The sequence below is a fragment of the Simplicispira suum genome (assembly GCF_003008595.1).
Lineage (GTDB): Bacteria > Pseudomonadota > Gammaproteobacteria > Burkholderiales > Burkholderiaceae_C > Simplicispira > Simplicispira suum.
Genome location: NZ_CP027669.1, coordinates 416555 through 434054 on the forward strand (window position 1 = coordinate 416555; position 17500 = coordinate 434054).

The window sequence follows — 17500 nt, forward strand, 5'->3', positions numbered from 1 at the left end:
TTCTCCTCAATGTTCGAGTTGTCGGCTGCGCGCGGGCGCACGCAGCACCTGCGCCAGGCTGCTTGCGAGTTGCTGCAAGCTTTCCAGGTTGTGCACCGCCAGCATGGCGTCGGCCGCTCGGTGCAGCTCGGCGGCGCCGCGCGCGCTGGGCTCATAGCCCCCAAAGCGCAGCAGCGGATTGAGCCACAGCAGGCGCGCACAGTGGCGCTTGAGCCAGGCCAGCTCCTGGGCCAGTGCGCAGGGTTCGCCGGTATCGAGACCATCGCTCACCAACAGCACCAGCGTGCGCCTGCCTACCAGACGCCGGGTGTGCTGCGTGCGCAGCTGCGCCAGCGATTGCGCCAGGCGCGTACCGCCGGCAAAGTCGGGAATGGCAGCGCTGGCGCGCTCAAGCATGGTGTCGGGGTCCTGGTGGCGAAAGGCGGGCGTGAGGTCGGTGAGTTCGGTACCGAAGGCAAACACGTCACGCCGACCCACCCCATTGGCTGCCCCACTGCCGGGCGCCGTGGCAGCGTGCAGAAAGGCCAGCAGCAGACGCGCGTAGCGCTCCATCGAGCCCGACACGTCGAGAAGCACCAGCAGCGGCAGCGGCTGGCTTTGGCGCTCCAGGCGTGGCACCTGCACCAGTTCGCCCCCCGTGCGCATGGCGCGCTGCAGGGCCAGCGGCCAGTCGGCGCGCACGCCATGCGCTCCGGGCCGGGTGCGGCGCGCGGCATAGCGCGGCAAGGGCAGCGGCACGCGCTGGGCCAGGCGCTGCACCAGCAGATATTCACTCGCCGAGAGCTGGTTGAAGTCGGCCGCACGGAGGCGCTGGCGCTCGCTCGCCGTCATGGCGGCATCGAAATCAATTTTGTCTTCTTCAGGCTCTGCGGGCGCACGGGCAGCACGCACCGGCGCCAGCGCCTCGGCCACGCGGGGGCGGCGCTTGATGGGCTCGGCAAGGCTCTCTGCGCTGGGCAGCATCTGCGCCAGCAGTTTTTGCGCGACGTTGGGGTTGCGGAAGTAGGCGGCGAACAGTTCGCGAAACACCAAAAGGTCTTGCTCACGCGCAACAAGCACAGCCTCTAACGCAGCGCACAGGTCGGCACGCGCCAGCCCGACGAGCATGGCGGCCTCTTGCGCCAGGGCCATGCGGGAGGCGTCTACCGGCAGGCCAGCGCGGCGCAGCGCGCGGCAGAAGCCTACGAGATTGCCTGCGAACTTGCCCCGGCGGGCGTCGCCCAGCTGGCTGGTGTAGGTAGCCCCCACGCTCCCTGCTGCGCGTGGTTCGCTGCCCCCCGAGGGGGCGTGATTCGCCTTGGGGCGGCCCGGCGGCGAATCCGTGGCCCCCACGCTCCCCGCTGCGCGTGGTTCGCTGCCCCCCGAGGGGGCGTGATTCGCCTTGGGGCGGCCCGGCGGCGAATCCGTGGCTGACTCTGGGTAAAGCGGCGGCACGTCAGCTGTCCGAGTCTGGCGTGGTCAGAAGCTGCGCCGCGATATCCTGCGTCAGCGCAGCAACGTCTTCGCGTTGCTTAAAAAGGATGCCGGCGGTGTCCAGCACCACTTCGGGGTCCACCACCAAGGTGTCGAGTGCCACCAGCGCCTTGGCCCATTCCACCGCTTCAGCAATACCAGGGGCGCGCTGGAAGGCGTTGGCAAACGGTTGGCTGCGCAGACGCGCCACAAAATCGGCCACCTGCCCGGAGAGGGTGCTGCTGGCACCCGGAACCTGGGCGCGGACGATGGCGAGTTCGCGCTCGCGGTCGGGGTAGTCGAGCCAGTGGTATAGGCAGCGGCGCTTGACAGCGTCGTGCAGGTCGCGCGTGCGGTTGCTGGTGAGCAGGGTGACGGGCGGCGCGGCGGCGTGCACCGTGCCGAGTTCAGGGATGCTGACCTGGTATTCGCCCAGGTATTCAAGCAAGAACGCCTCAAAGGGCTCGTCGGCGCGGTCGATTTCATCCACCAGCAGCAGCGCGCCTGGCGCTGGGGTGCGCAGGGCCTGCAAGAGCGGGCGGCTGACGAGGTAGCGCTCCTGGTAAATCTCGCGCTCGATGTGCGCCGTGTCCAGCCCGCCCTGGGCTTCCGCAGCACGCATGTGAAGCAATTGCGCGCTGTAATTCCATTCGTACAGGGCTTCGCGCTGTTCCAGGCCGTCGTAGCACTGCAGGCGAATCAGCGGCCGACCGAGCGCGCGCGCCAGCGCCTGGGCCAGCGCCGTCTTGCCGACGCCGGGTTCGCCTTCGAGCAGCAGCGGGCGCTGCAGTTTGAGTGCGAGCCACGCCGCCGTGGCGAGGCGCCGGTCGGCGAAATAGCCTTCGGCTTGGAGCGCCTGTGCCAGCGCGTCGATGGACGCAGGCGCGAGAACCTGCGGGTCTGCGTTCATTTGCTATTGTTTAAATAGCTGCAAGCGCTTACTCAATAAGCGCTAGAGCCACATTTAGTTAATAAAATCTGTCTCACCACTGTCCCACCAGCAACCGCCGCGCAAGAGCCGCGCAAGAGCCGCCAACCGTTCGTCATACAGGCGCTGGCGGTGTCCCCCTTCCCGGCGAAGCCGAGAGAAGGGACTGAGGGCCTCGGCTCCAAGCCTGCCTGCGCAGGCTTGGACGGCTCCGAAGAGCTGCCGCGTCTGGCGGCCGCACCGAGGCGCGCAGCGCCTCAGGGGGATGACGCCATTTCTTTGACGGCCCGCTGCGTGAGCACGCTGATGAGCTGCGCGCGGTACACCGGGCTGGCGTGGATGTCGCTGCCCAGGTCCGACACGTCCACCTTCACCGCCGCCGCAGAGGCCACGGTAAAGCTCTGGTTCAGCGCAGCCTCCAGCGCACTCTGGCGGAACACACTGCTGGCCGCTCCCGTGACAGCCACGCGCACACCGCTGGCGGTCTGGGCCACAAACACGCCCACCAAAGCAAAGCGCGAGGCGCCCTGGCGAAACTTCTGGTACGACGCCTTGCGCGGGATGGGGAAGCGCACCGCCGTGATCAGCTCGCCTTCTTCCAAGGCCGTCGTGTACATGCCGACAAAGAAATCATCGGCCGCGATTTCCCTTTGGTTGGTGACGATGGTGGCACCCAGCGCCAGCGCGGCGCTCGGGTAGCAGGCCGCGGGGTCGTTGTTGGCCAGCGAGCCGCCCAACGTGCCGCGCGCCCGCACCTGGCGGTCGCCAATGTGGTTCGCCAGATCGGCCAGCGCGGGGATGGCGGCGCGCACCTCGGCGCTGTCGGCCACCTGCTGGTGGCGCGCCATGGCGCCGATGACGATGTGGTCGCCTTCCTTGCGGATGCCGGCCAGCTCGGGGATGCGGCCCAGGTCCACCAGCTGGCCCGGGTCGGCCAGGCGCAGGCGCAGCGAGGGCAGCAGGCTTTGCCCACCGGCAAGGGGGCGTGCGCCAGCGGCGGCCTGCGCTGCAGCGGCGGCGGTGGAAGTGGGCGCTTCGTAGGTGAATGCGTACATATCGGTCTCCTGTTAGTTTTCCTGTTGCGGCTGTAGAAGCTCGCAAGTCTTGGAACACGCGCGGGGCGCGCCAGCGGCCGCCGCGCAAGGGCCGCCCCGCCGCGCTGGCGGCGTCCCCCTAGAGGGGGAAGGCGCGAAGCGACTCAGGGGGTATTTCATGTTTTGGCGTTCTGGATGGCCTGCCACACGCGGTGCGGCGTGGCCGGCATGTCGAAGTCCTTCACACCCAGAGGTGCAAGGGCGTCGAGCACCGCATTGATGACCGCGGGCGGCGAACCGATGGCGCCGGCCTCGCCACAGCCCTTGGTGCCCAGCGGGTTGTGCGTGCACGGCGTGCAGACATGGCCGAGCTTGAACTGCGGGAAGTCGTCGGCGCGCGGCATAGCGTAGTCCATGTAGCTGCCGGTCAGCAGCTGACCGGTTTCACGGTCGTAGACACCGTTCTCCATCAGCGCCTGGCCGATGCCCTGCGCCACACCGCCGTGCACCTGGCCCGCCACAATCATCGGATTGATGATGGTGCCGAAGTCGTCCACCGCAGTGAAGCGGTCCACGCGCACCACGCCGGTTTGCGGATCAATTTCCACCTCGCAGATGTAGGTGCCGGCCGGGAAGGTGAAGTTGGTGGGGTCGTAGAACGCGGTTTCGTTCAAGCCGGGTTCCAGCTCCGTCAGCGGGTAGTTGTGCGGCACGTAGGCCGCGAGAGACACCTGGGCAAACGGGATTTTCTTGTCGGTGCCTTTGACTGTGAACTCGCCGCCAGCAAAGTCGATGTCGGCAGCGCTCGCTTCCATCAAATGCGCGGCTATTTTCTTGGCCTTGGCCTCGATCTTGTCCAGCGCCTTCATGATGGCAGCGCCGCCCACGCTGATCGAGCGCGAACCGTAGGTGCCCATGCCAAAGGGCACGCGGCCGGTGTCGCCGTGCACGATGTCCACGTTTTCCACCGGAATGCCCAGGCGCGCCGCCACCACCTGGGCAAAGGTCGTCTCGTGCCCCTGGCCATGGCTGTGCGAGCCGGTGAACACCGTGACGCTGCCGGTAGGGTGCACCCGCACCTCGCCGCATTCAAACAGGCCGGCCCGCGCGCCGAGGGCACCGGCAATGTTGGAGGGCGCGATGCCGCAGGCTTCGATGTAGCTGCTGTAGCCCATGCCGCGCCTCAAGCCCTTGGCTTCACTGGCGGCACGGCGCGCAGCAAAGCCCGCCACATCGGCCAGCTCCTGCGACTGCGTCATGCAGGCGTGGTAGTCGCCGATGTCGTACTGCAGCGCCACCGGCGTCTGGTAGGGGAAGCTGGTGATGAAGTTGCGCTTGCGGATTTCGTCCTGGGCAAGCCCCATGTCCCACGCACAGCGCGAGACCAGGCGCTCCAGCAGGTAGGTGGCCTCGGGCCGGCCAGCGCCGCGATAGGCATCCACGGGAGACGTGTTGGTGAACCAGGTGTCCACCTCAACGTACACCTGCGGCGTGCTGTACTGACCGGCGAGCAGCGTGGCATACAGGATGGTCGGCACAGCGCTGGCAAAGGTGCTGAGGTAGGCGCCCACATTGGCGTCGGTGTGCACGCGCATGGCGAGGAACTTGCCGTTCGCGTCCATGGCCATCTCGGCGTGGCTGACATGGTCGCGGCCATGCGCGTCGGTCAAAAAGGACTCACTGCGGTCGGCCACCCACTTGATGTTGCGGCCCAGCTTTTTTGACGCCCAGGTCAGGCACACGTCCTCAGCGTACAGAAAAATCTTGGAGCCAAAACCCCCGCCCACATCGGGCGCAATCACCCGCACCTTGTGCTCGGGCAGGCCCATGACAAACGCCGTCATCAAGAGGCGCTCAACGTGCGGGTTCTGGTTGCTGACGTAGAGGGTGTATTCGTCGGTGCCGCGGTTGTACGAGCCGATGGCGGCGCGCGGCTCCATGGCGTTGGGGATCAGGCGGTTGTTCACCAAGTCAAGTTTGGTGACATGGGCCGCAGTGGCAAACACCGATTCGACGGCGCCCTTGTCGCCAATCGCCCACTTGAAGCAGTGGTTGTCCTCGGCAATGTCGTGCAGGCCAGCACCGGCCACAGCGCCTGCAGCCGCATCGGCGACGTTGACGACCGCAGGCAGCACGTCGTAGTCGACCTCAACGCGCTCGGCGGCATCACGCGCCTGTTGCAGGGTTTCGGCCACCACCATGGCTACACCGTCGCCTACGTAGCGCACCTTGCCCTGCGCCAGGATGGGGTGCGGTGGCTCCTTCATGGGCTCGCCATTGGTACTGGTGATGAGCCAGCCGCAGGGCAGTCCGTTGATGTTGTCGGCCGCGACATCGGCCCCGGTGAACACGCCGATCACACCGGGGGCCGCTTTGGCAGCGTCGGTGTTCACACTGACCACCTTCGCGTGCGCGTGCGGTGAGCGCACAAACACAGCAAAGCTTTGCGCAGCCAGGACGATGTCGTCGGTGTACTGGCCAGCGCCGGTGAGAAAGCGGTAGTCCTCCTTGCGGCGGACCGATTCGCCGATGTGCGGCAGCTTGGAAAAGTCGGATGCACCCATGGCTTGTGTCTCCTTCGTTGGTGTCAGGCAGCCGAGGCAGCCATGGCCTGCTGGCCCTGCTGCACGGCTTTGACGATGTTCTGGTAGCCGGTACAGCGGCACATGTTGCCGTCAAGCAGCGCGCGAATCTCGGCTTCGCTTGCGCCGGGGTAGCGCTCCACCAGATCGACAGCAGAGAGCACCATGCCCGGCGTGCAGAAGCCACATTGCAGGCCGTGGCACTCTTTGAACGCTGCCTGCATGGGGTGCATGCTGCCGTCCGCCGTGGCCAGGCCTTCGATGGTGGTGATCTCGCAACCCTCGGCCTGCACCGCCAGCATGGCGCAGGATTTGATGGCGCGGCCATCGAGCAGCACCGTGCAGGCGCCGCACTGGCTGGTGTCGCACCCGACATGGGTGCCGGTGAGGTGGAGGTGCTCGCGCAGCGCGTGCACAAGCAAGGTATTGGCGGGGGCGTCGACACTGGCCGGCCGGCCATTGACGGTGAACTGCACAGGCATCGGGCTGTCTCCTGGTGGGGATGGCTGGAAGAGAAGGCTGCGCCGCCCGGCGCGCCTCTTGGCATGTTCTGCGTCACTCCACCCGCTCGCGCAGGTGATGCAGGACTTCCTCGGCCATCTTGTGTCCACCACCAGGCACTGTAGCTAGGGACAACCCTGAACCCAGCCGCGCTGCTTGGGGATATTCTCAATTTGAAACATGCTGCGCCGCAGCGTCTTCGCCTGGAACGCCGCTAGTGACGCCCCACCCTTCTCCGACCTTCGACCGCAGCGCACTGATTGCTCAGGCGCGCGACGCGGTGCTGGCGCGCGGCAGCGCGCAGCCACCCGGCATGGAACCCTGGATCACCCGCTCATGGCAGCGCTGCCTGCGCGCGGGCCGTACGCCGGAACAGGCGCTGACTTTTGACTGCGTCAGCGCCGCAGCACTGCGGCGCACCCACGACGAACACGCACAACTCCTGCGCGCCGCAGGCCCGGTGCTGGCGCACTTGGTGCATGCCATCGGCGGCATGGGCTACTTCGCGCTGCTGACCGACAGGCACGGCGTGGTGCTTGACGTTCAAGGCCCGGTGGATCACCGTGACCCGCGCGCCCACGCCATTGGCCGGGTCGGCATCGACCTGTCGGAGCGCAGCGTGGGGACCACCGCCATCGGCGCCGCGCTCACTGAGCTGCGCCCCGTGTGGCTACACCGCGGCGAGCATTTCTTTGACGCCAATGGCAGCTACAGCTGCGCTGGCGCGCCGCTGTTCGATCCGCTGGGCCATTGCGTAGGCATGCTGGACCTGACCGGTGTCGATGTCCCCGAGCGGCCCGAACTGCGCCACGTGGTCGCACGCTCGGCCCGGGCACTCGAGGACGCATTGCTGCAGCAGCAGCCGCACGCGCTGCTGCTGCGTCTGAACTGGCCCGGCGCCCAGCTCGGCAGCGAATCCGATGGTCTGATGGTGCTCGACGCCGATGGCTGCCTGCTCGGCTGCAACGGCGCAGCACGCCAGCTGGTTCCCATGCCGCGCAGCTTGTCCGGCCAGCGCCTGCACAGCAGCGACCTGCTGGCCCTCGACTGGCCGCGCCTGTTTGACGCCTCCGCACATGGCCAGTGCATCGAGCTGCCGCTGTGGTCCGGCCTGCGCCTGCACGCCATGGCCACGCGCCGCAGCGCCTGCACCTTGCCTGTCCGCCCAACGGCCACCGCTCCACTGCGAGAAACCGAGGCCGAATGGATCCGCAGCGCCGTGCGCGACGCGCGCGGCAACGTCGCCCAAGCCGCCCGTACGCTTGGCATCAGCCGCGCCACGGTGTACCGCAAGCTGGGGCGGAAAACAAAGGACTAAAGCGGCGCTGCGAGGCCATGAACCCACGGGGAAAATGGAGCTTCGCGCCCCATTCATGGGCCTGAGCAGCTACTCAACTCATAGCACCGTCAGCAGCTGCAATGGGTGCAATGCACCTACCTTGAGCGAGCAAAAAAATACGCCACCAGCAGCAGGGCTGCCCCTGCGAGGGCAATCCATCCCAGCCTGGGAAAGAGAGGCGCCCTGGCGACCGGCTTTTGCCGCTGCGGTGCCGGCGCTCGCGAAGCGCGGTCCAGCAGCATGGTAGGTGCGCCAGCGCGCTCGTCGGCGTCCATGTCTTGCGGCGCCGCGCGCAGTTCGGTCGGCGCGGCGCGGGGATACCGGCGGCGCAGTTGCTCGTCCAGCCGGCGAAAAAAATGTTCCGCCAAGCCTTGGGCCGCACCATCTACCAGGCGCGGATCAATCTTGGTGATGTTTCCATCCAGACTGACGTCTACGCTGTAGTGCAGTTGGCAACGCGGGTGGCCGGGCGCGTAGTCGGCCAGCGGAATAAGGCGGGCCCGCCCCACGCCCTTACCCGTGCCCGCCACGCCGCCGTCGCCTTCGAAGTGAACCTGGTAGCGCTCGGGCGGAAACCGATCGGCCAGCTGTACATTGGCCTGGAATCGGGGCGAGCCGGCACCCATCTTGAGGGCCAGATTCAAGGCGTAATGGTCTGTATCTACAGCTTCGAACCGGTCGCAACCCGGGATACAGGCTTTGAGCACATCGGGGTCATTGAGTGCGTCCCACACCTCTTGCGGGCTGGCAGCAAAGGCCCGGCGGGCTTCCATGTCCATGGCGGGGTTCTCCTAGGTTTTTTGTTCGGTGTTGGCGAACAGTCAGAGTGTCAGGCCTCTGCCAATGCCAGTACCACCGCATTTTCTTCCAGTATCAGTGCAATCCGGTTGCCCGAGCGCAAACCGCTGGCTGGGGGGGCAAACCCCACCATCTGCAAACCCGCCTCCAGTTCGGCAGACACTTCGTCGCCCGATGCGCCGCGCCGCACCCGCACCGCCTTGGCCGCAAGCGAGAAGCCCCCTGCTTGCCTTGGCTCGTCTGCCGACTCGCCGGCGGGCTCCTTCGCTCGCGCACGCTCCACGCGCACGGCCGTGGCCTTGCACAGCGCTTGCACCGGCAAGCCAATGCGCAAGCCGAGCAGCTCGGCGCTCTCACGTGTGACGCGCGATACCAGATCGGCTGGTGCAGACGCCGCCCGCTCGCTCAGCGCCAGATGCACACGCACGATCTGCCCCAGGCGCTCAAGCCGCTGGACCACGCAGGGCAATTGGTTGCGCATGCTGGTGCGTACCGCCAACCGCGCCAGCGCCGGCCCTGCGTGCGGCGCCGCTTGCCAGCGCGACAACACCTCCCCGCGCGCCCGCGCCATGGCGTCGGCGGCGGCCAGCAGTTCGTGACCTGCAGCGGTCAACGCCGCGCCGCCCCCGCCCGCGCCGCCCACGGCACGCGCCACCAGGACCGTGCCGGCGAGATTGGTCAGCGTGTCGATGGCCTGCCAGGCTGCCTTGTAGCTCACACCTACGGTGCGTGCCGCCTGGGAAATGGAGCCGCAGCTGCCGACCTCACGCAGGATGGCGATGCGCTTGTCGGTGGGCTCGTGGCCAAGAGCAGCGGGCAGGGCAAGGGGCGATGGCATAGACGCAATGGTGCCTGACGAAGGGGACTGCCAAGGGTAGCGGGTCCCTAATGCTGGCCTAAGACTTGACTTTGACAATCGCGCCGTCGTTCACCACCTGATCAAAGGCTGGAACTATGTCTCTCGACGCTGCGCTCTTCTTGGCGATCAACGGCTCGGCTGCTTCGCCGCATTGGTTGACGGCCCTGGCCCTGTTCGTCACCGACCGATTGCCGCAACTGATGGCCGGCGGCGCTGTCGGCATTTTTCTGGCGGGTGATCGCCGGGTGCGGTTGCGCGTGCTGCAGGTACTTGCCGCCATGGCCATGGCGTGGCTACTGGCACGGCTTGGCCAGCATTTCATCCCTGCCGATCGGCCCTTTGTCTTGGGGCTTGGCACGCAGTGGCTGCCGCACGCAGCGTCCCACGGTTTTCCCAGCAACCATGCGAGCGTGGTCTTCGGGTTTGCGACGGCCATTGCGCTGACAGCGGGGCGCTGGTATTGGGGATTGCTCGCCCTGGTCGCTGCCGTCCTCGTCGCCTGGAGCCGTGTCTATCTTGGGCTGCACTTCCCGTCGGACGTTCTGGCCGGCGCCTTGGTGGGCGCCACCAGCGCCTGGCTGGCCTGTCGCCTCGTTTTCCGACATTCAATATGGCACACCGTCGCCACGAGGCTCACATGATTACCACGCTGGTAGCTGCCACCACGCCACCGCATCCAGCGGCCGACGTTTCGCCACCCTGCGAAAGACGCTTCCACGCGGCGAATACCACGCAGACAGGCACGCTCGCTCTTGGCCAGCCTCGATCCCGCGAATCCGGCTCTGTCTCTTGCATTGTTCCGTCCCACAACGAAGCGAGGAATCTGGAGCAGTTGCTGCCCCGGCTGCGCGATACCCTTGCGGCTTGCGCACAAGCGTGGGAAGTGATTTTGGTGGACGATGGCAGCTCGGACGCCACCAGCCTGGTGCTTGCCAAATGGGCACAGACCCCGGGCTTTCGCGCACTGCTGTTGTCACGCAACTTTGGCAAGGAAGCGGCGCTCACAGCTGGGCTGGAGGCAGCACGGGGCGATGCCATCGTGATGATGGATGCCGACCTGCAGCATTCCCCCTCACTTCTTCCCATCTTCCTGCAGCATTGGCGCCAGGGCCGCGATGTGATCTATGCGCTGCGCGAGGACAGGCAAGACGAAAGCCCTTTCAAGCGCCTGGGGACGCGCCTGTTCTACAAGCTGGTCAATATGGCAGGACGATTCGAGGTTCCTGCCGGCGCTGGGGATTTCCGGCTCATGGACCGCGCCGTGGTGACCGCCCTGCTTTCGCTGCCAGAACGCAATCGGTTCATGAAGGGGCTGTACGCCTGGGTAGGCTTCGATGCCCTTGCGGTTCCCTACATGCCTGAGGGGCGGCTGCATGGCAAGACCGCATTCAACCCCTGGAACTTGATTCGGCTCTCGGTGGACGGCCTGACAGGCTTTACCACCTGGCCGCTGCGCGCCGTCAGTGTCATGGGCTTCGTGCTGGCATGCTTCGCACTGCTCTATGGCGCTTACCTCACCGCTGTCTATCTGCTGTATGGCCATGCGATCAGCGGCTGGACCACCATTGCGGTGGGGCTGATGGGGTTTTCCGGCATCCAGCTCCTCTCGCTCGGGGTGGTGGGCGAGTATGTCGGGCGCATTTTCGAAGAAGTCAAGGGACGCCCTATCTACGTCGTCAAGCGCGAACTGGGCCAGGGTTTGAGGAAGGCCGACTGATGCAGGCGCTGACGACCAAGCGGACGCCCAGCCCCACGGCCGTCACCTTGCTCGTGCTGGTCTGGCTGGCATGGACAGCATGGGCACGCCCCCTGATGCTGCCGGACGAAGGGCGTTACGTCGGTGTGGCATGGGAAATGCTGCGCTCGGGCGACTGGCTCACGCCCACCCTCAACGGGCTGCCCTACTTCCGTTGGTCCAGCACTTCGGCCAAGGGCTTGGCGCGTTTACCACGGCGGGCTTGCTTTACGTCGGCGCAGCAGGCGTGGCCGTGTGGCAGCGCCAGCCTGCCTCTCGCGAGGCCAGGGTCACGCGGCGTGACGCCCCCCGTTTGCTGTGCATGGCTATTTTGGGCGCTGTATTGGGACCAGTGGCACTGGCTTGGGGCTTGCAATGCACCAGCGGGACCAGCGCGTCTCTGATGCTCACGCTGGAAGCCGTCTTCACCGCAGTCCTGGCCTGGCGCATGTACGGAGAAACGATGGACCGGCGCGTGGCGACTGCGCTGCTGCTCTTGGTTGCCGGGGGCGGCGCACTGGTGTTCGAACAAGGGCGCGCGGGGGCAACCAAATGCTGGGGCTGCTGGCGGTTCTTGGTGCGACCGCAGCCTGGGGACTGGACAACAGCCTGTCGCGGGGTGTCGCCGAGCGCGACCCGGGCCAAGTGGTGCTGTACAAATCAGCGCTGGGCGCCACGGCCACGCTGTTGATCGCGCTGGCATTTGCCGAACCCCTGCCGCCATGGCGCGCAGCCTTGGCTTTGCTGGCAGTGGGCGCCACCGGTTATGGCCTGAGCCTGCGCCTGTATCTGCTGGCGCAGCGGACATTTGGTGCGGCCCGCACCGGCTCGGTGTTTGGGTTTGCACCGTTTATCGGCGCGCTGGGCGCGTGGGCCATGGGAAACCGCTCGGGCAGCTGGTTGCTGGCCGCAGGCGGGGCGCTGATGTTGCTGGGCGTTGCGCTGCATCTGCTTGAAGGCCACGACCATGAGCATGTGCACGAATGGCTGGAGCACGAGCACGCGCATTCACACGACGATGGCCACCATCTGCATACCCACGACCCGATGCCAAGCAAGCCGCACAGCCACAAGCACCAGCATGCCCCCATGCAACACGCCCACCCCCATGTACCCGATGCCCACCATCTGCACACCCACGGCTGAAATGGCTTGAGCCGGGCGCCTATACTTTCGCTATTCCAAATTTGAATAGCGCTACTGCGCTGCCACCGCCATGCATCTTTCGTTCCAACGTCTTACGCGCATCCTTGGCGCGCTAATCCTCACGTTCGCCAGCCTGCACACCGCCCGGGCCGACCAGGTGCAGGTAGCCGTCGCCGCCAACTTCACAGCGCCCATGCAGGACATTGCCGCCTTGTTCGCCAAGGACACGGGCCACAAAGCCGAACTTTCGTTTGGCTCCACGGGCAAGTTCTACGCACAAATCACCCACGGCGCACCGTTCGACGTCTTCCTTTCAGCCGACGACAAGACCGCCGGCCGGTTGGTGTCGGACGGCAAAGCCATAGGCACCAGCTTGATACCCTATGCGCTAGGCAGCCTGGTGCTGTGGAGCCCCACCGATGGCATGGTGGACAGCCAGGGCAAGATGCTGGCCACCGGCAACTTTGCGCATCTGGCGGTGGCCAACCCCAAGCTCGCGCCCTACGGCGCAGCCGCCCTGCAGACACTGGGCAAGCTCGGCCTGGCCGACAAGTTACAACCCAAAATGGTGATGGGCGAGAACATTGCGCAAACCTACCAGTTCGTGCACACCGGCAATGCGCAGTTGGGCTTTGTGGCGCTGTCGCAAGTGATGAAGGACGGCAGAATCGCCCAAGGCTCAGCCTGGCGCGTGCCGGCCGAGATGCACAGCCCCATTCGGCAAGACGCTGTGCTGCTCGAACGCGGTAAGGACAACCCGGCCGCGGCGGCGCTGATGCAATACCTCAAGAGCGATGCCGCGCGCGCGGTCATCCAATCCTATGGCTACGCGATCATTGAATAGCTGGCTCACATGCCCTTCAACGAAACCGACCTGCGTGCGATTGGCCTGACGCTGCGCCTGGCTGGCACGACCATGGCGCTGTTGCTGGTGCTGTGCACGCCGCTGGCCTGGTGGCTGGCGCGCACCCGTTCGCGCTGGCGCGGGCCGGTGTCCGCCGTGGTGGCGCTGCCTTTGGTGTTGCCGCCCACCGTGATTGGCTTTTATATGCTGGTGGCGCTGGGGCCAAGCGGCCCGCTCGGGCAGCTGACCACGGCGCTGGGCCTGGGCACCCTGCCCTTTACCTTTTGGGGGCTGGTGCTGGGTTCGCTGATTTATTCGCTGCCGTTTGCGGTGCAGCCGCTGCAGGGTGCATTTGAGGCCATTGGCGAGCGGCCGCTGGAAGCCGCTGCCACTCTGGGCGCCGGGCCGCTGGACCGCTTCTTCACCGTCGCGCTGCCGCTGGCGCGCGGCGGCTTCGTGACCGCCGCCATCCTGAGCTTTGCGCACACCGTGGGCGAGTTCGGCGTGGTGCTCATGCTGGGCGGCAACATTCCGGGTGTGACGCGCGTGATTTCCGTGCAAATCTACGACCACGTCGAGGCGCTCGAATACACGCAGGCCCACTGGCTGGCCGGTGGCATGGTGGTGTTCTCGTTCATCGTGCTGCTGGGGCTGAACCTCACGCGCCGCGCGCGCGTGCTCCCATGACTGCGCCGCACGCCGCTGCTCCCATGACTGCGCCGTGCGCGGCTGCTGCCATGAGCCAAGAGCCGGGCGGCATCGAAGCGCGCCTGGTGCTCAAGCGCGCCACGTTCACGCTAGACGTGGATTTGCAGTTGCCGGGGCGCGGCTTCATTGCCTTGTTCGGGCCGTCGGGCTGCGGCAAAACCACCTGCCTGCGCGCGCTCGCCGGCCTGGAGCGCGCCCGGCCGGGGCGGGTGCGCGTGGCGGGTGCCACCTGGCAGGACGACGCGGCCGGCATCTGGCTGCCCACGCACCAGCGCGCGCTGGGCTATGTGTTTCAGGAAGCCAGCCTGTTCGAGCACCTCAGCGTGCGCGGAAACATTGCGTATGCGCAAAAGCGCGTGCGCTCAACAGAGCGGCAGGAATCGGTGGCACTCGACCAGGCCGTCGATTTGCTCGGCCTCGGCGAATTGATGGACCGCCGCCCCGCCACGCTCTCGGGCGGCGAGCGCCAGCGCGTGGCGATTGCGCGCGCACTCGCTGCGCAGCCCCGCGTGCTGCTGATGGACGAGCCCCTGGCCGCGCTCGACGCTGGCCGCAAGGCCGAGTTGCTGCCCTACCTCGAAGCCCTGCAGCGCACGCTGGCGATTCCCGTGCTGTACGTCAGCCACGCGCTGGATGAAGTCGCGCGCCTGGCAACGCACATGGTGCTGCTGGACGCCGGCCGGGTGCGTGCCAGCGGCAGCGCCGAGGACTTGATTGCCCGCCTCGACCTCCCGCTGGCCCAGGGCGACGCGGCCGCCACGCTGATTGAAGGCAGGCTGCTGCGGCACGACAGCTCAGAACATCTCTCCACCTTGGCCTTTGCTGGCGGCGAGCTGCACGTCATCAGCACCACCGCCCGCGCTGTAGGCCAGCGGGTGCGTGTGCGCGTGCAGGCGCGCGACGTGAGCCTGACATTGGCGCGCCAGAGCGACACCAGCATCTTGAACATCGTGCCCGCCACCGTCACCGGGCTGCGCGAAGACAGTCCAGGCCAATGGATGGTGGCGCTGGACGCTGGCGGCACGCGCCTGCTGGCCCGCATCACGCAACGCTCGGTGCAGGCGCTGGGCATCGCGCCCGGCCGCGAGTTGTTTGCCCAGGTCAAGGGCGTGGCGCTGCTGGATTAAGAGACTTTGCTATCTAAAAAATAGCTGCTTGCGCACTATTCATAAGCGCTAGAGTCCAAAAACACTTGAAATTTATCAGCCACTGACGCCCTGCGGCTTACTTGTCCGCGTTCGGAAAGAACAGTTGCTGCCCATTGATTTGGTACTCGGCAATGCTGCGCTGGCCGGCGGCGGACGTCACCCAGTCCACAAACCTTTGCGCGTCCTTTTCCTTGACTTGAGGATGCTTGGCGGGGTTCACCACCATCACGCCATACTGATTGAACAAGCGCTTGTCGCCTTCCACCAGGATGGCCAGGTCGGCACGGTTCTTGAAGTTCAGCCAGGTGCCGCGGTCGGTCAGCACGTAGGCGCCGCTGCCGGCCGCCATGTTGAGCGCGGGTCCCATGCCGCAACCGCACTCTTTGTAGCCCGCGCCCTTTTCGGTGTCGGCCAGCTTCCAGTAACGCAGCTCGGCGGCGTTGGTGCCGCTCTTGTCGCCGCGTGAGATGAAGACGGCGTTGGCGCTGGCTATTTTCTTCAGCGCCACCGCCACGTCCTTGCCGGCAATACCTGCCGGGTCGGCCTTGGGGCCGACGATGACGAAGTCGTTGTACATGACCGGGTAGCGCTTGACGCCCCAGCCGTCGGCCACGAACTTCTCCTCCGCCACCTGGTCGTGCACAAAAAGCACGTCGGCGTCGCCCCGGCGCGCCATGTCCAGCGCCTGGCCAGTGCCAACGGCCACCACCTTGATGTCGATGCCGGTGTCCTTCTTGAACGCCGGCAGCAGCTGCGAGAACAGGCCCGACTGCTCGGTGGAGGTGGTGGAGGCCATGGTGATGGTGTCGGCCCAACTGGCCGTGCAAGCTACCAAAGCAATAGCTGCCAACCCTTTATGGATAAGCGTCAGGGGGTTAAAAGCCTTGATATTTTTCACAGAGTTTCTCCTTTGACGAACCAACGGGCGGCCTCTGGCAGGGGGCCGTTAAAGAAATCGTGCACGGGCAGGTCGACCAGCACCCGGCCTTGTTCCAGGTAGAGCACCCGCGTGGCCAGGCGCTTGACCTGGCCCAGGTTGTGGCTGCTGAACACGGTGGTGACGGGTTCTGACTGCGCGTCGCAAGTGGTGGGGCTGGCAAGCTGGGCAATCAGCGCTTCCACCTCGCGCTTGGCGTGCGGGTCCAGGCTGGACGTGGGTTCATCGAGCAGCAGCAGCTGCGCCTGCAGCGCCCAGACGCGCGCCAACGCCACGCGCTGCTGCTGCCCGCCCGATAGCGTGCGGCCGTTTTGCCGTGCGAGCGATTCGAGCCCCACGCGCTCCAGCGCCCGCAGCGCCTGCGTGCGGGCCTCGCGCCAGGCATGACCACGCAGCCACAAGGCCAGCGCGACGTTGGTCTGCGTACTGGCGCGCAGCAGGTGCGGGCGCTGGAACAGCATGGCTTGGCGGTGCGGCGCGCCATGCGCCAGCTCGCCGCTGGACAGGCGCTGCAGGCCGTGCAGCACGCGCAACAAAGTGCTTTTGCCGCTGCCGTTGGCGCCTATCAGTGCCAGGCGCTCACCGGCGTGCAGGGTGACGTTCACCGCCTGCAGTGCATGCAGCGCGCCAAAACGCACCCCAGCGCCCCGCAGGGTCAGGAGGGGCGCATGCGTCTGGATCAAGCCGCCGCCAAGGTAAGCGCCGCCGTACCGCTGGCCGCATCGCGCCGGCTGACCCAGCGCTGCAGCAGCGCCACGCTGGCATGCAGCGCCAGCACCACAGCCAGCAGCACCGTGCCCAGCGCCAGCGCCAGCGGCAGGTCGCCCTTGCTGGTTTCCAGCGCAATGGCGGTGGTCATCACACGGGTAAAGCCATCGACGTTGCCGCCGACGATCATCACCGCGCCCACTTCCGAGATGGCCCGGCCAAAGGCCGCCACCAGCACGGTGAACAAGGCCAGGCGCGTGTCCCAGGCCAGCATCAGGCTGCGCAGCAAGCGCCCGGCCCCGAGCGACTGGAGCTGCTCGCCGTAGGAGCGTTCGGCGTCTTCCACCGTCTGGCGTGTCAGCGCCGTGACGACGGGCAGCACCAGCACGGCCTGCGCCAGCACCATTGCCTGAAAGGAAAACAGCCAGCCCAGCCAGCCCAGCGGACCACTGCGCGAGAGCAGCAGGTACACCAGCAACCCCACGACCACCGAAGGCATGGCGAGCAAAGTATTCAAAACCAGCAAGACTGCGCCGCGCCCGCGAAAGCGCGCCACGCCCAGCCAGGCGCCCAGGGCGAGGCCCGCGCCAAAAGAGATTGCGCAGGCCGTGGCGCTCACCGCCAGGGAGCGGCCGACAATGCTCCAGAGCGCGGGATCAAAGCCGGCGATGAGCTGCAGCGCTTTCGCAAAGCTGGGCAACAAGGTGGACATGCGAGGGCGAACGGTGGGACGGACGGTGAGGCGATGCGGGCGTGCGCTATCGTAGGCGCCCTGCCCGCC

The 17500-nt window shown here is 66.6% G+C and carries 16 protein-coding genes and 1 pseudogene; 7 read left to right on the forward strand and 10 right to left on the reverse strand.

Going from position 1 to position 17500, the window contains the following annotated elements; translation table 11 throughout:
• Positions 1-6: 6 nt before the first annotated feature.
• From C6571_RS01985 to C6571_RS02005, 5 genes are all read right to left on the reverse strand, one after another.
• On the reverse strand, positions 7-1248 hold the full coding sequence (locus tag C6571_RS01985) for a vWA domain-containing protein (RefSeq protein ID WP_106447982.1): 1242 nt from the start codon (positions 1246-1248) through the stop codon (positions 7-9).
• Positions 1249-1435: 187 nt separating this feature from the next.
• Positions 1436-2362, reverse strand: a complete 927-nt coding sequence (locus C6571_RS01990) for an AAA family ATPase (protein WP_106445210.1) — start codon at positions 2360-2362, stop codon at positions 1436-1438.
• A gap of 275 nt (positions 2363-2637) precedes the next feature.
• Positions 2638-3435 carry an FAD binding domain-containing protein gene (locus tag C6571_RS01995; protein WP_106445211.1) on the reverse strand — a complete coding sequence of 266 codons (798 nt, stop codon included), beginning with the start codon at positions 3433-3435 and terminating at the stop codon, positions 2638-2640.
• A 155-nt stretch (positions 3436-3590) separates the two neighbouring features.
• Positions 3591-5978 (reverse strand): xanthine dehydrogenase family protein molybdopterin-binding subunit, encoded by a 2388-nt coding sequence (locus C6571_RS02000; RefSeq protein WP_106445212.1) that lies wholly within the window; start codon positions 5976-5978, stop codon positions 3591-3593.
• A 23-nt stretch (positions 5979-6001) separates the two neighbouring features.
• Complete coding sequence (locus C6571_RS02005; protein ID WP_106445213.1) at positions 6002-6478, reverse strand: (2Fe-2S)-binding protein; 477 nt, start codon at positions 6476-6478, stop codon at positions 6002-6004.
• A gap of 236 nt (positions 6479-6714) precedes the next feature.
• On the opposite strand from C6571_RS02005, the gene C6571_RS02010 reads away from it, so the two are divergent.
• A complete protein-coding gene (locus C6571_RS02010; RefSeq protein WP_245901359.1) occupies positions 6715-7815 on the forward strand; it encodes a helix-turn-helix domain-containing protein in 1101 nt (366 codons plus the stop codon).
• Positions 7816-7931: 116 nt separating this feature from the next.
• Here the strand turns inward: C6571_RS02010 and C6571_RS02015 are convergent, their stop codons facing one another.
• Positions 7932-8615: an SRPBCC family protein gene (locus tag C6571_RS02015; RefSeq protein ID WP_106445214.1), complete on the reverse strand. Its 684-nt coding sequence runs from the start codon at positions 8613-8615 to the stop codon at positions 7932-7934.
• Between the two features lie 50 nt (positions 8616-8665).
• Positions 8666-9472, reverse strand: coding sequence for a TOBE domain-containing protein (locus tag C6571_RS02020; protein ID WP_106445215.1), 807 nt, complete (start codon positions 9470-9472; stop codon positions 8666-8668).
• Between the two features lie 116 nt (positions 9473-9588).
• On the opposite strand from C6571_RS02020, the gene C6571_RS02025 reads away from it, so the two are divergent.
• The 6 genes and pseudogenes from C6571_RS02025 (at position 9589) to modC (ending at position 15053) form a co-directional block, all read left to right on the forward strand.
• Complete coding sequence (locus C6571_RS02025) at positions 9589-10134, forward strand: phosphatase PAP2 family protein (RefSeq protein ID WP_106445216.1); 546 nt, start codon at positions 9589-9591, stop codon at positions 10132-10134.
• On the forward strand, positions 10131-11210 hold the full coding sequence (locus C6571_RS02030; protein ID WP_106445217.1) for a glycosyltransferase family 2 protein: 1080 nt from the start codon (positions 10131-10133) through the stop codon (positions 11208-11210). Before C6571_RS02025 ends, C6571_RS02030 begins: the two co-directional genes overlap by 4 nt.
• A 130-nt stretch (positions 11211-11340) precedes the next feature.
• Positions 11341-12374 (forward strand): annotated as a pseudogene (locus C6571_RS02035) (DMT family transporter).
• 70 nt (positions 12375-12444) lie between these two features.
• Positions 12445-13218: a molybdate ABC transporter substrate-binding protein gene (modA, locus tag C6571_RS02040; protein ID WP_106445218.1), complete on the forward strand. Its 774-nt coding sequence runs from the start codon at positions 12445-12447 to the stop codon at positions 13216-13218.
• 9 nt (positions 13219-13227) lie between these two features.
• Positions 13228-13905, forward strand: coding sequence for a molybdate ABC transporter permease subunit (gene modB, locus C6571_RS02045; RefSeq protein WP_106445219.1), 678 nt, complete (start codon positions 13228-13230; stop codon positions 13903-13905).
• Positions 13906-13955: 50 nt separating this feature from the next.
• Positions 13956-15053: a molybdenum ABC transporter ATP-binding protein gene (gene modC / locus C6571_RS02050; protein ID WP_245901483.1), complete on the forward strand. Its 1098-nt coding sequence runs from the start codon at positions 13956-13958 to the stop codon at positions 15051-15053.
• A 97-nt stretch (positions 15054-15150) separates the two neighbouring features.
• On the opposite strand, the gene C6571_RS02055 is transcribed toward modC, so the two are convergent.
• From C6571_RS02055 to C6571_RS02065, 3 genes are all read right to left on the reverse strand, one after another.
• The gene (locus C6571_RS02055; protein WP_106447985.1) at positions 15151-15870 is read right to left on the reverse strand and encodes an ABC transporter substrate-binding protein; all 720 of its coding nucleotides are present in this window, start codon (positions 15868-15870) and stop codon (positions 15151-15153) included.
• A 98-nt stretch (positions 15871-15968) separates the two neighbouring features.
• On the reverse strand, positions 15969-16694 hold the full coding sequence (locus C6571_RS02060) for an ATP-binding cassette domain-containing protein (protein WP_106445220.1): 726 nt from the start codon (positions 16692-16694) through the stop codon (positions 15969-15971).
• Positions 16691-17431 carry an ABC transporter permease gene (locus C6571_RS02065; RefSeq protein ID WP_106447986.1) on the reverse strand — a complete coding sequence of 247 codons (741 nt, stop codon included), beginning with the start codon at positions 17429-17431 and terminating at the stop codon, positions 16691-16693. The genes C6571_RS02060 and C6571_RS02065 overlap by 4 nt, the downstream gene beginning before the upstream one ends.
• Positions 17432-17500 lie beyond the last annotated feature (69 nt).

Bases quoted from the DNA above. Each gene is read 5' to 3' on its own strand.
- modC (WP_245901483.1), top strand. From the start codon at position 13,956: ATGAGCCAAGAGCCGGGCGGCATCGAAGCGCGCCTGGTGCTCAAGCGC.
- C6571_RS02015 (WP_106445214.1), bottom strand. From the start codon at position 8,615: ATGGACATGGAAGCCCGCCGGGCCTTTGCTGCCAGCCCGCAAGAGGTG.
- C6571_RS02020 (WP_106445215.1), bottom strand. From the start codon at position 9,472: ATGCCATCGCCCCTTGCCCTGCCCGCTGCTCTTGGCCACGAGCCCACC.
- C6571_RS02065 (WP_106447986.1), bottom strand. From the start codon at position 17,431: ATGTCCACCTTGTTGCCCAGCTTTGCGAAAGCGCTGCAGCTCATCGCC.
- C6571_RS01990 (WP_106445210.1), bottom strand. From the start codon at position 2,362: ATGAACGCAGACCCGCAGGTTCTCGCGCCTGCGTCCATCGACGCGCTG.
- C6571_RS02000 (WP_106445212.1), bottom strand. From the start codon at position 5,978: ATGGGTGCATCCGACTTTTCCAAGCTGCCGCACATCGGCGAATCGGTC.
- C6571_RS02030 (WP_106445217.1), top strand. From the start codon at position 10,131: ATGATTACCACGCTGGTAGCTGCCACCACGCCACCGCATCCAGCGGCC.
- modB (WP_106445219.1), top strand. From the start codon at position 13,228: ATGCCCTTCAACGAAACCGACCTGCGTGCGATTGGCCTGACGCTGCGC.
- modA (WP_106445218.1), top strand. From the start codon at position 12,445: ATGCATCTTTCGTTCCAACGTCTTACGCGCATCCTTGGCGCGCTAATC.
- C6571_RS02055 (WP_106447985.1), bottom strand. From the start codon at position 15,870: ATGGCCTCCACCACCTCCACCGAGCAGTCGGGCCTGTTCTCGCAGCTG.
- C6571_RS02025 (WP_106445216.1), top strand. From the start codon at position 9,589: ATGTCTCTCGACGCTGCGCTCTTCTTGGCGATCAACGGCTCGGCTGCT.
- C6571_RS01995 (WP_106445211.1), bottom strand. From the start codon at position 3,435: ATGTACGCATTCACCTACGAAGCGCCCACTTCCACCGCCGCCGCTGCA.
- C6571_RS02005 (WP_106445213.1), bottom strand. From the start codon at position 6,478: ATGCCTGTGCAGTTCACCGTCAATGGCCGGCCGGCCAGTGTCGACGCC.